The organism is Colwellia sp. MB3u-55, assembly GCF_014076785.1.
In the GTDB taxonomy this organism is placed as follows: Bacteria; Pseudomonadota; Gammaproteobacteria; order Enterobacterales; family Alteromonadaceae; genus Colwellia_A.
In genome coordinates this window covers 1-11,620 of record NZ_JACGUS010000067.1, presented here as the reverse complement: position 1 = coordinate 11,620, position 11,620 = coordinate 1, and the positions used below count along the sequence as shown (strand labels likewise).

The following is an 11,620-nucleotide window of genomic DNA, read 5'->3' as shown; positions in this document are numbered from 1 at the left end:
TTTCTTCTGAAGGTAAGCCCTTTAATATTGGTGTTATAGAATCTTCTCAGTCTGGTCTTTTCATAAAGCCAGCAACTGAAGCACTTAAAAAGTGGCGATTTAATCCGTATAAAGAAAATGGTTTACCTATTGACAGTATTTGCCAATCAATTCAATTAGACTTTAAGGTGTAAATTACACTAACAAGCTGTTAAAGCAGGACAAAATTCAGTTGGCTGTTTTCGTTCCTCAACATTTTAGCCAACTAAATTTTGCCTCTTAACAGGGCGTTAGTTGCCAACCCTAAAATAGAATGTTTATTTTTATAACTTCGGTGTTTACCTAAAAATAGGCCGTTTGTTTCGGTTCTACTTTGTGGTAACTTTAGCGCCTTAATTTTGTTTAGCGTTTTTGGTTAAACAGTTTTCGCCTAAAGGAATTTGGTGTTTATCGCTCAATTTCCTTTTGGTTATATAATTTAGTTTTGCACTCGTCGCTTAATGCGCTTTTGTGTAAACGGCTCAAATTCACGTTGAGCGCAGTAGTGTTGGTGGTATTTTTTTAATGCTCACTTCCACAACGTTAACAGTAGAGTTATTGGTAAGTTAATTATGCTTAACTATCAGCAACTAACAAGACATTCAAACGGACAAATAACAGTTGGTTATGTTCGCTGCGCTCTCTATTTTAACCAACTATTATTTGCCGCTTAATGTGGCGTTAGATTTCTTATCTTTATATCTACCCTCGGTAAATGTTTTTATGCATAATTATAGAATCACAAAATACAACCCTAAAAATAGAGATTCAGATGGGCGTTACATGCTTGATGAATGGACATGTACTTCTGAGGTTGGGGATGTTTTTAATGGGGTTGAATTTAAACGAGAAGAGTATTTTGAAGTAGAAGCTAAATACGTATCAGCGGTTTTAGAGTTTCTTCGTTCGGAATCCATTAGTCGTCTTAGGGTCGTTGACTTAGAAACTAGGTTTACGAAGGATTACTTGTCCGAAAAAGAAAACGAATGGCTTGTAAGTGATACTTTTCATGACATGAAGCTAAATGAAGATCAGTCACTTGATTTCCTTCAAATAGAAACTGTAATTCAAATGAACCTACGCGGCTTTATTTCGTGCAGGTTAGAAATAAATGAAACATTTGGTCTTCGATTCGGTTGGGACTATTACATGTATGTTTGCTGTTTAAACCCAAACAGTGATGCAGTTGAAAGAATTAATGAAACTGGTTTGTTTGTTGAAAACTCTGACGTTGTTTATAACATGAAACGATGTGATTTTTATCTTCAAACTTGTAGTCTAGACGAGGATGGTAATAGCTTAGTTGAAGAGGAGATTCTGTTAAAAGAGATGACAAGAGAAAAAATCAGACAAGGTTTAGGTCTCTCGCAAGAGCACACAGGCAATCACAGTTTCGAAATAACAAAGGAAAATTCTTCAATATTCAAAGGCAAAGTAGAGTTTGATTTTCCTAAGCATGAGTATTATTTGTATTGCGATAAAATATATATTTAGCTCATAACCGAAATCTAACAAGGCGTTCAAACGGACAAAAAACAGTTGGCTTTTTGCTCGTGCCTCGCTAATTTTAGCCAACTATTTTATTGCCGCTTAACGTGGCGTTATGTGTTTAAGGATGTATGTCGAGTCTTTGTCGTAATCTATTTAAATTATCTGATGTGATTTCCGGCGGAGTTTTCGGTGTTTCAATATTGGGAGTTTTATTAGCCTTTATCGCACCACCAGTAACTCTTGTTGTTTCATCAATAATTTATAGCTTAAACCTTGGTCATTTTGGTGCGTTATTCGCTTTATGTTTTTTGTTATTTACATATTTAACTTACAAACATATTGTGTTTTCATTATTAGGGCATTTCATTCTAATCGTTCTATTATTCATCTTTAGTATTGGTATTCCATATTTTTATACTGTATTGTTTTTCATATATTTAATGCCTTACGTAGTCGTCTATCAAGTGGCAAAAAACACATAACAAGACGTTCAAACGGACAAAAAACAGTAGGCTGTTTCACTCCGTTCACAATTTTAGCCAACAATTTTTTGCCGCTTAACGTGGCGTTAGGTGAAAAGGAAGTCCTGTGACAACTGAAAAGCTAGTCTTTGCACTTGAAATAGATGACGGATGGCCGCCAATTAGTGCAGAAGGTGTTTGGTGTGAAAAAGTTGACGATAACTATAAATTACTCAATACACCTTTTTTTATACCAGACTTAGCTTGCGGTGATATCTTTAAGGCTATTCCTGACCCCATAAATCAAAACATTTTTGAATTCGATGTTATCGAAGAGTCTGGGAATTCGGTGATATGGGTGATGAATAACAATGATCTTGATATCCAGCCTTTCACAGAAACGCTGCAAAAAATAGGTTGTGTGTTTGAAGGTTTTCCTAGATATTCATTATTATCGGTCGACGTACCTAGCACCGTTGACATTGTAGCTTTAGAGGAGCTTCTTGATTTATTCGAGGAGCTGGGGTTGGATTTTGCGTACCCTGTTTGGAGGTTTGGTGAATAATTTCACCTAACAAGAACTTAAAGAGGGACAAAATAAAGTTGGCTGTTTTGTTCACTCCGTTCACCTATTTTAGCCAACTCTATTTTGCCCCTTAAGTGGGCGTTATAACTCAAGTTCAAAGTCTTGTACTTACATCTAGTTTTAACTATACTTCGTACCATAAACAGTACAACTAAAGGTATTACTCATGAGTAGACTTCATTTTGATCAAGATATTCAACCACTTTCTGATTTTAGAGCTGGTGCAGCGTCATTTATTCGTCAAATTAACGAAACAAGAAGACCAATTGTGATCACACAAAGAGGAAAAGGTGTGGCTGTAGTTGTCGATGTGGCAGAGTATGAGTCAATGCAGGAAAAAATTGAATTACTTGAAGAAGTACAAAAAGCTGAAGCTCAACTTTCTGCTGGATTAGGTATTTCTAATTCTGATGCTCGCGCACAAATTTTAAAGAGTATTAAACCTTGAAAATAGTTTGGTCTCCTTTAGCGTTAGAAAAGCTAGAAGCGTCTGCTAAGTTTATTGCACTTGATAAACCATCGACTGCTGACAAATGGGTTAATGATATTTTTGATCGCATTGACTTACTCGGTTCTCAACCTCAATTAGGCCGAGAAGTACCTGAGTTGTTAGGTTCAAATTATCGTGAAGTGATATTTGGTAGTTATCGTATTATCTATAAAGTTGAAAATGAAATTAAAATACTAACGTTACGTAATAGTCGTCAGTTGCTTAGTTTGGATGATATTGAGTTATAACAAGAACTTCAAACGGAAAAAATACAGTTGGCTATTTTCACTCCGTTCAACATTTTAGCCAACTATATTTTTCTGCTTAAGTAGGCGTTATGTGTATAAGGATGTTATGCGTAAATTTATCATTATTCTTTCTCTACTTTTATCCCCCTCTGCTACATGCTCAAGACTTACATTTGAGTAATGCTACAGAGATTAAAGCGGCTCTAGAAATGAATAAGAGTTTAAATGGGATTTCGAAAAAAGTAACTTCTTGCATTCAAGCGGGTAAAGAACATTTAGAATGCATGTGTAGTAACCGCAATGAAATTGTAAAGTGTAATGACTTAGTTAAATCTACATTTCATAAATACCCATTATGGGTAAATGTTAGGACACTTAATTTCTCGGCTACTGATGTACCGAATGTAGTAATAAATCCATCTGCTTTGTTAGCGCAAGCTAATCAAATACTGGTTTGTGAGTAAATACACATAACAAGCAATTAAACAGGGACAAAAAACAGTTGGCTTTTGCTCCTTCGTCGCTATTTTAGCCAACAATTTTTTGCCTGTTAATTGGGCGTTAGTTGCCTCAGATGTATTTGTCGATGAGTCTTAATGTTCGCAACTGAAATAGCTCCTATTATAGCCAAGCACCATTTTTAAATAACTCTTGTTTGTTTTTCACGATTTTGGAAATTGTTTCTCTTAACCAGAGTAAACCAACATCTCGGTTACTTCTGTTATGCCATGCCATTGATATTTCAGCTGGTGGAATGTCTATAGGCATAGATTTAGCAATTAACTCTCCGCTTTTTATATGTTCAAAAGCAATGGGGTAAGGCAAAATACTTATCAGAGATGTTTGCTTAATCAAACTCATTGCACCGGAAAAACTATTTGTCGTCATGGCTATACGGCGAGTTAAGTTTTGTTCAGCTAATTTAACATCAACAGTGCCAGATGCATCACCAGATAACGATACCAATAGATTATCACTACCAATGAGTGCTTTGATATCAAACTCTTTATCCACCAACGGGTGTTCAGGTGACATTATCGCTACAAAGTAGTTAGTACATAAGTGTTGTCTTTGAATGTATCTGCCTAAATCGGGAACATAATCAGCAATAAGGTCAGCTTGAGCATCCATTAACAAACTTTCACCATTCATCGTGTAGGGCACTGCATGAATATTAATGTGTGGTGCAGTTTGTTCTATCACTTTTCTTAGCTCTAACCACAATAGCGAGGACATGCCTTCGGTTAACGCAATTCTAAAAGTACGTTTTGCATAATAAGGTACAAATGTTTTAGGGTTAACAACATCAGAAATTATATTTAATGAACTTGATATTTGTAACCACAATGAACTAGCAAAAGGGGTGGGTTTAATACCTCGGCCATCTTTAATAAATAACGGGTCTTTATAAACATGGCGCATACGCGATAAAGCATTGGATACAGAAGGTTGCGTCATAGATAACAGCCGCGCCGCGCTACTAACAGATTGTTCTTGCATTATGGCGTCAAAAATCACCATTAAGTTTAAATCAGGTTTACTCATTTCAATAGCAACACATCACATTAATCAATGAGTACTATATTAACAATCAATTAGAGATTATCAATGAGTTTGTCGATACTAGCGTTAACAAAGCAAATAACTTAAACAAATTACTAGGAATTACAATGAAAGCAGCATATATAAAACAGTATGGTAACGTAGAGAATTTAATCATTGGTGATTTACCAAAACCCAGAATTTCAGCTTCTCAGGTACTAATCAAAGTAAAAGCAGCTGGTGTCAATCCGGTAGATTTTCATATTAGAAACGGCATGTTAAAAGACTCAGGTACCCACGAGCTACCATTAGTATTAGGTTGGGACGCAGCAGGTATTGTGAGTGAAGTTGGGCAGCACGTAACAGATTTTAAGTTGGGCGATGAAGTATATGTATATTCACCATTAACAGAGCAAGGCGCACAAGCAGAATATTTAGCAGTCAATGCCGATGTTGTCGCACATAAACCTGTGTCCTTAAATTTTATACAAAGTGCAGCGGTACCTTTAGCTGCCTTAACGGCACTGCAAGCATTAACAACACATGGTGAATTACAAAAAGGTCAAAAAGTACTGATCCATAATGCATCGGGTGGTGTGGGTAGTTTTGCAGTACAAATAGCCAAAAACATAGGTGCATATGTCATAGCGACAGGCTCGCAAGCTAAAAAAGATTTCATTATGGGTCTTGGCGCTGATGAATTTATTGATTATAAGCAAGACAATTTTGAACAGCATGTTTTTGACATGGACTTAGTATTTGCAGCAGTAGGGGGTAATAACATCGTTGAGCGCTCACTAGCTGTAATAAAACCCAATGGCAGATTAATTTCATTATTAGATGAGATAGACGAGAAAAAAGCACAATCACAAAATATTCATTATGCACGTATGATAGTAGAGCCATCAAGAATAGGGCTTAACATTATAACCGATATGCTTGAAGTAAATCAGCTTCAAGTAACAATCGATTCAGTTTTTAGCTTAGATGATGCGAAGCAAGCCATGAGCAAAAGTGAAAGTGCCCGCACAACCGGAAAAATAGTTATTGAAGTAGCAGTCAACTAATTCCAAATTGAACTGTCAAAATTAGTTGATTTATCGTTTGTAAGAGGTAACTTATTCCATTTTATAACCGATAAACGTAGTACTTTAAATTATGCTAAAGCTTATTTATTAAGATGTAACTAGGGCAACTAACAAGTTACTTAAACGGAAAAATAACAGTTGGCCATCGCTACGCGATTATAGCCAACCATTATTTTCCGCTTAGCAAGGCGTTAGCCGTTAAATCAACAAGGAGTGTCGTTCGATATGAAAACAATCACAATATTATTATTTTTACTACTTTCAGGGTGTTCAGCAAACTATACAACTGAATCATTTGTTTACCAAGATGAACAACCAGAAAAACAACTCAATATCACTAAAATTCAAACAGACCTAACTGAAGCGAAGATTTCGGCGGTTGCGTCAGCTGTGAGTTTAACTACTGAGGATGGTATTACGCTTAGAGGTGTTAAATTAATAAACAAGGATGCTTTGGTGAATATTGTTTTTTTTAGTGCTAACGGCATGAAAATTAGCTCTTCATCAAAAATATTAAATAAGTTTTCATTATTACCCGCAAATGTGATTTAGTTTGATTATAGAGGTATGGGAGTAAGTGATAAAAAAGAGAACTTATCTCTTATTAGCTTACGAGCTGATGCATTAAAAATTTTTGATTTTTCAAAAAGTGAATTCCCTACTAATTTACCAACAACTATCCATGGTTTATCAATGGGATCTTTAGTTGCAAGTTATGTTGCAGCTAATAAAGAAATAGATGCGTTAATTCTTGATGGTGCCATTAGCACAGTTCCGGTGTTAGTTGATAATTTGATGCCTAGCTGGTCAAAGCTATTTTATTCAGTTAATTTATCACCTGAATTAGCAGAAATAAATAATGGTGATTTCATTAAAGAATATAGAGAACCATTACTCTTCTTAATTGGTGAAGATGATTCAACTACTCCAGTGGAAAACTCGAAAGAACTTTACAATATTTCTTCAAGTCAGATTAAGGTTTTGGCTATCATACCCAATACTGAGCATGGCGAAACAATGAGAAAAGACAAAGCAATAAAAGCATATCAGGACTTTATTAATAAATTAGTTTGCTGTAAAAACGGCTAACAAGAACATCAAACGGAAAATTTACAGTTGGCTTTTTTCGTTCCTCAAAATTTTTAGCCAGCTATTTTTTCCGCTTAAGTAGGCGTTATATTTCACGGAGGCTTCGAGTTGAAAAAAGAGGATGTCATATCAATTTTAAAATTAGCTCAGGATCAAAAACTTCCTGAAAATTTAAATTCAGATTCAGGTTTAAACCTAGATTCTGTAAAAGGTTTAATTGAACGTGGTTATATTCAAGCTATCGATATTTCCTCTAAATCAGGTGACGGTTTCATTAAACCTAAAATCACTCTTGCTGGTGTTTAGTATTTAGAGGCTAATTCAACCAAAGCTAAATGGTTTCATTCTTTCCCAAATCGTATTGCAGTAATCTCGTTAATCGTAGCTGTAATTGGATTATGGTTTGCGGTAAAGTGAAATATAACAAGCTATTAAACAAGGACAAAAAACAGTTTACTGTTTTCGTTCCTCAACATTTTAGCAAACAATTTTTTGCCTGTTAATAGGGCGTTATATTTTTATCGGAAAGTTGATGCCTATATCACTTAAATTCACTTTAACTTGGTTACTAAGTTTTTTTCTTACTTCTGTAAGTGTTGCTACCCTGAGAACTAACTTGTTAGATGTAGGTTGTGATCCAAAGTTTAAATGCCTTTGCTCGTTAAGCTTTTTAATTACCTCAATAATAATTTGTACATTAATTTGGGGTATATCATTTTTATTAGTTTATTGGTTATTTGCTAAAGGTAAATTTAAGCAAATCAATAAGCATCAAATACTAACATTATCTGTAATTGGTGCTTTATTTGGTTTGTTAGTTTTTGGCTATCCGTTGGCTACAATAATTATTATTTATGGCGGCTATTACATTGTTTGGTTACCGTTAAGTATAATTCTCAGTGTTATGGCAATTCAGTTGTCAAAAAAATATAACAAGTCGTTAAAGCAGGACAAATAACAGTTGGCTTTTGCTCCTGCGTCGCTTATTTTAGCCAACATATTATTTGCCTCTTGACGAGGCGTTATAAGCCACGCAGATTGTGGTACCTGCTAAATTTTAAGGTTATAAAATGGAATTGAAAAACACTGTAAGGTTATCCGAGTTAGATTGGTTAAGGGTGATATTGATTTTTGCAGTATTCATTCATCATGTGTGTATGCCTTTTAATGGAGATAATTGGCACATTATGAATAAAGATTCGAGCAAGGTGATCGATGATATTATGGTGTATTTTGAACAGTTTAGATTGCCAATCTTATTTTTCATTTCAGGTGTTGGCTCTGTTATCTTGCTATCGAAGGTAACGGTAGTGAAATTTATCAAAGATAAATTTCTAAGGTTATTTATTCCTCTTTTGATTGGCTCTTTGTTAGTGATTCCTCCGCAAATTTACATGGAAAATATTGTTGAGATGCAATCATATTGGCGAGAGTATCCATCGCTTGCATTAAAATTCGAAACTAATCACCTTTGGTTTATAGAGTATCTCTTTGTCTTTTTCTTACTCGCTATCCCATTAAATAAATTATTTAGCTCTTCTTTGGGTACATCAATAATTAACTTTGTGCAAAAATTATCAAAACATAAAATCGGTCTGTATCTGCTTGTTATATTACTAATAATAATAAAAGTGTATTTTTCGTTAACGTTTCCAAGTGACGATCAAAAGATAGAAAATCTATCTTCTTCAGCTTTCTATTTTTTCTTTTTTATTGCAGGTATGCTTTTTGTTCGCAGCAACGTTATTTGGCAAGCAATATATGAACAACGATTTTATAATTTAATGTTGTTAGTATTTAGTACTGTACTCTTTTATTTGTATTATTATTCCCCTGACTTGAGTGAATACTTGTCACTGGATATGCGTTGGTCTATTTGGTGGTTGGTTTGTTGTTTAGTTGCATGGTCTGCATTTTTAACTATCTTAGGTTATGCACAGTTCTATTTTACAAAAACACCGAAATGGTTAAGTCTTAGTAACGAGTTAATCTACCCTTTTTACATTTTTCATCAAACTGTAATTGTGGTGATAGGCTATTATGTCATCGCATGGCAAGCGCCAATATCGTTAAAGGTTATTTCTCTTTTTGCTTTATCATTTTTAGCTACCAGCGTAATTTGTTGGTTTATTATTAAACCAACAAATTTTTTAAGGTTTTTGTTTGGTTTAAAACCTAAAAATAATGTTGTGCCAGTGGCTTATAACCAGCCAATTAAGCACGACTAAATTCAGCGGGCTGTTCGCTCCGCTCCATTTTAGCCCACAATATTTAGCCTCTTATTGGGGCGTTAGTTGGCACCACGAAATCAGATTAATATTTATGTGTAAAAGCGGTATTTTCTAAATTAATTTGGTGGGTTACGCTTAAGTTTTCGCCTCAGAATTTTGGTTATGATCGCTAATAGACTTTACGCTTTTTAAGACACTTTTGCTGTAAAGTCATTATCTAAATTAACCGTGGTGTTTGGCTCAAAGTTCACTGTTTGGTGTGTCGTGGTACTGGGGGTTTTTGAATTCTTCCTAATATCCCACAAACATGGTAACTTATTGTAAAATTTGTGCTTTTGAATTAAAGTTCAACTAACAAGAACATCAAACGGAAAATTATAGTTGGCTCTTTTTCGTTCCTCAAAATTTTAGCCAACTATAATTTTCCGCTTATGTAAGCGTTATATGCTAGAAGCTATCTTCTCCTTTCATACTTCAAAAAGGATTTTAATGAAAACATCTATTTTAGCTTTATCATTAGTTTGTTTATTCAGCTCTGCTGGTGAATATGAGACCGCTGTAGGCCTTGGACATCAATACGGTGGTGTTTTAGGTGCCCAATTTTCCTATAAAACAGACTCGAGTAAATATTATGGTTCTGTTGGATTAATAGGACTTTCAACTGGCTTTCAAACAACTTTCAGTGAAAATTCAAATCATGCTTATGGTCTTGTTATCGGAAGGGAAGAGGTTCAGAGCGAGGATGGTTTTCTTTTTGCCACGTATGATTATCATTTTAATGGTTTTACTAAAAATGGACTTGTAATTGGTACAGGTATTGGTCTTACACGAGAGGATGCTGGTGGCTTTTATTCCAATACAGGAAAAACAGAAACATCAACATCAGTAACATTAAATATTGGTTATAAATTCTGATAAGCATATAACAAGCAATTCAACGTGACACGCAACAGTTGGCCGCGTTCACTCCGTTCACAGTTATGGCCAACTATTACTTAGCTCGTTAATATGGGCGTTAGGTTTTATGTCAAAATTATATGCGATCACTCTGCTATTTGTTCTCCCTGTTTTTTCGGGTGAGTTCAATGACTGTGGAAACAACAAGCAAGCTCAGCTATTAGTTAAATTGATAAGTACTGATAAAGAGCAAAAACGAACGAATATTCGTTGTAATATACTGCTAACAAGGGCAGCAGAAGCTAAAGCTAAAAAAATGGCTGAATATGGTTTGGTCGTTCATAATCTTGGGGGAAGCCCTAATGCGCGTCTAGAGAAGATTGGTTATAAGCTTCCAAAACATTATGGAGTTGAATTTAATAGCAATCAAGTTGAAGCTATTGCAGGTGGATATTCAGATGCAATAGATGTTTGGGATGCCTTTAAGCGTTCAAAAGGACATAGAACTCATTTACTTGGTGAGCATGAGCTTTATTTAGAGCAAGATGAAATTGGAATTGCTCTTGTAAAAAAATGGGAGTCACCTCATGTCGAATATTGGGTGGTATATTTAACAAAAGGCCATCAAAAGAATCAAGCATACTCTGGTAACTTTGATAATATACCTAATAAAACGCTATTTATATTAGAACAGCCAAAGCCGTAAAATAAAACCTAACAAGGGTTTTCAAGTCGGACAAATTACAGTTGGCTGTTGTTCGTTTGGTTAATGGTTTTTTTTGTCATTTTATTTATCGGAGCTTTGATGGCCCCTTTTAGCGATTAATAAATTAAAACTCCAAGAATCAGGTTATTCAAGTCGTAATTATATTTATAACTTACCAGAGATGTTCATGAAAAGCTGGTACGAACCGCATAAATTATATGTAAGAAATATGGTTGTATATGGCCTGTTAGGTTCAATACTAGGTTTTAGCGTGTTGTTTATAGGAAGTAAATTTGGCTTGGTGTAAATACACATAACAAGCTAATTAATAAGGACAAAAAACAGTTGGCTGTTTTCAATCCGTTCACATTTTAGCCAACATTTTTTTGCCGCTTAATGTGGCGTTGGTATGACTCGCCACGTCAAGTTAAATACACTGAACCTTGTTCATTAATTTCAGAACCATTGTTTTCACTTTTAGTGTTAAGTGATTTAACGCATAGAATGAAGCAAGTAATTTCGTCGGTTATCATGCTGATATTCGTGGATTACTCACTTGTTTGCTAGCAGCGCCTACCTTACTCATTTCGTTGTGGCACCTGTCTTCAGTCTATGTTAGCGGTTCAATAGCCGTTAGGCTATTGCCGCCCTAACGCCGTCGGTGGTTGTGCCACACCCGATGCTTGATCCCATGCGCTAACTCAAAACTTTTCTTCATGCAGGCATTCTTGCTATCCGTAACTTAGGATTAACTTGTGTTAGAACAACTTCAC

15 protein-coding genes are annotated in these 11,620 nt (G+C 35.0%); 14 read left to right on the top strand and 1 reads right to left on the bottom strand.

The window, feature by feature from the left end; genetic code table 11:
• The 6 genes from H4J66_RS20710 to H4J66_RS01925 all read left to right on the top strand — a co-directional run.
• On the top strand, window positions 1-173 hold a 173-nt coding region (locus H4J66_RS20710), incomplete at its 5' end, for an energy transducer TonB (RefSeq protein ID WP_182169883.1).
• A gap of 472 nt (window positions 174-645) precedes the next feature.
• Window positions 646-1,512: a hypothetical protein gene (locus H4J66_RS01945; RefSeq protein WP_182169880.1), complete on the top strand. Its 867-nt coding sequence runs from the start codon at window positions 646-648 to the stop codon at window positions 1,510-1,512.
• 585 nt (window positions 1,513-2,097) lie between these two features.
• A complete protein-coding gene (locus H4J66_RS01940; RefSeq protein ID WP_182169877.1) occupies window positions 2,098-2,535 on the top strand; it encodes a DUF4265 domain-containing protein in 438 nt (145 codons plus the stop codon).
• 187 nt (window positions 2,536-2,722) lie between these two features.
• The gene (locus H4J66_RS01935; protein WP_182169873.1) at window positions 2,723-3,004 is read left to right on the top strand and encodes a type II toxin-antitoxin system Phd/YefM family antitoxin; all 282 of its coding nucleotides are present in this window, start codon (window positions 2,723-2,725) and stop codon (window positions 3,002-3,004) included.
• Window positions 3,001-3,294, top strand: coding sequence for a type II toxin-antitoxin system RelE/ParE family toxin (locus H4J66_RS01930; protein ID WP_182169870.1), 294 nt, complete (start codon window positions 3,001-3,003; stop codon window positions 3,292-3,294). Before H4J66_RS01935 ends, H4J66_RS01930 begins: the two co-directional genes overlap by 4 nt.
• Before the next feature lie 173 nt (window positions 3,295-3,467).
• Window positions 3,468-3,758: a hypothetical protein gene (locus tag H4J66_RS01925; protein ID WP_182169868.1), complete on the top strand. Its 291-nt coding sequence runs from the start codon at window positions 3,468-3,470 to the stop codon at window positions 3,756-3,758.
• Window positions 3,759-3,915: 157 nt separating this feature from the next.
• On the opposite strand, the gene H4J66_RS01920 is transcribed toward H4J66_RS01925, so the two are convergent.
• Entirely contained in the window at window positions 3,916-4,839 is a 924-nt protein-coding gene (locus H4J66_RS01920) for a LysR family transcriptional regulator (protein ID WP_182169865.1), read from the bottom strand.
• 125 nt (window positions 4,840-4,964) lie between these two features.
• On the opposite strand from H4J66_RS01920, the gene H4J66_RS01915 reads away from it, so the two are divergent.
• The 8 genes from H4J66_RS01915 (at window position 4,965) to H4J66_RS01885 (ending at window position 10,847) form a co-directional block, all read left to right on the top strand.
• Window positions 4,965-5,903 (top strand): NADP-dependent oxidoreductase, encoded by a 939-nt coding sequence (locus H4J66_RS01915; RefSeq protein WP_182169862.1) that lies wholly within the window; start codon window positions 4,965-4,967, stop codon window positions 5,901-5,903.
• A gap of 246 nt (window positions 5,904-6,149) precedes the next feature.
• Window positions 6,150-6,476: a hypothetical protein gene (locus tag H4J66_RS20100; RefSeq protein WP_259369036.1), complete on the top strand. Its 327-nt coding sequence runs from the start codon at window positions 6,150-6,152 to the stop codon at window positions 6,474-6,476.
• 15 nt (window positions 6,477-6,491) lie between these two features.
• Complete coding sequence (locus H4J66_RS20095) at window positions 6,492-7,013, top strand: lysophospholipase (protein ID WP_259369035.1); 522 nt, start codon at window positions 6,492-6,494, stop codon at window positions 7,011-7,013.
• Window positions 7,014-7,121: 108 nt separating this feature from the next.
• A complete protein-coding gene (locus H4J66_RS01905) occupies window positions 7,122-7,319 on the top strand; it encodes a hypothetical protein (RefSeq protein WP_182169859.1) in 198 nt (65 codons plus the stop codon).
• A gap of 226 nt (window positions 7,320-7,545) precedes the next feature.
• Window positions 7,546-7,971 carry a hypothetical protein gene (locus H4J66_RS01900; RefSeq protein WP_182169856.1) on the top strand — a complete coding sequence of 142 codons (426 nt, stop codon included), beginning with the start codon at window positions 7,546-7,548 and terminating at the stop codon, window positions 7,969-7,971.
• A gap of 112 nt (window positions 7,972-8,083) precedes the next feature.
• Complete coding sequence (locus H4J66_RS01895; protein ID WP_182169853.1) at window positions 8,084-9,241, top strand: acyltransferase; 1,158 nt, start codon at window positions 8,084-8,086, stop codon at window positions 9,239-9,241.
• 492 nt (window positions 9,242-9,733) lie between these two features.
• Window positions 9,734-10,159, top strand: coding sequence for a hypothetical protein (locus H4J66_RS01890; protein WP_182169850.1), 426 nt, complete (start codon window positions 9,734-9,736; stop codon window positions 10,157-10,159).
• Window positions 10,160-10,268: 109 nt separating this feature from the next.
• Window positions 10,269-10,847, top strand: a complete 579-nt coding sequence (locus H4J66_RS01885; protein WP_182169847.1) for a CAP domain-containing protein — start codon at window positions 10,269-10,271, stop codon at window positions 10,845-10,847.
• Window positions 10,848-11,620: the final 773 nt, after the last annotated feature.

Coding starts and splice junctions, on each gene's coding strand:
- H4J66_RS01915 (WP_182169862.1), top strand. CDS start 4,965: ATGAAAGCAGCATATATAAAACAGTATGGTAACGTAGAGAATTTAATC.
- H4J66_RS20100 (WP_259369036.1), top strand. CDS start 6,150: ATGAAAACAATCACAATATTATTATTTTTACTACTTTCAGGGTGTTCA.
- H4J66_RS01900 (WP_182169856.1), top strand. CDS start 7,546: ATGCCTATATCACTTAAATTCACTTTAACTTGGTTACTAAGTTTTTTT.
- H4J66_RS01890 (WP_182169850.1), top strand. CDS start 9,734: ATGAAAACATCTATTTTAGCTTTATCATTAGTTTGTTTATTCAGCTCT.
- H4J66_RS01945 (WP_182169880.1), top strand. CDS start 646: ATGTTCGCTGCGCTCTCTATTTTAACCAACTATTATTTGCCGCTTAAT.
- H4J66_RS01895 (WP_182169853.1), top strand. CDS start 8,084: ATGGAATTGAAAAACACTGTAAGGTTATCCGAGTTAGATTGGTTAAGG.
- H4J66_RS20095 (WP_259369035.1), top strand. CDS start 6,492: ATGGGAGTAAGTGATAAAAAAGAGAACTTATCTCTTATTAGCTTACGA.
- H4J66_RS01920 (WP_182169865.1), bottom strand. CDS start 4,839: ATGAGTAAACCTGATTTAAACTTAATGGTGATTTTTGACGCCATAATG.
- H4J66_RS01885 (WP_182169847.1), top strand. CDS start 10,269: ATGTCAAAATTATATGCGATCACTCTGCTATTTGTTCTCCCTGTTTTT.
- H4J66_RS01935 (WP_182169873.1), top strand. CDS start 2,723: ATGAGTAGACTTCATTTTGATCAAGATATTCAACCACTTTCTGATTTT.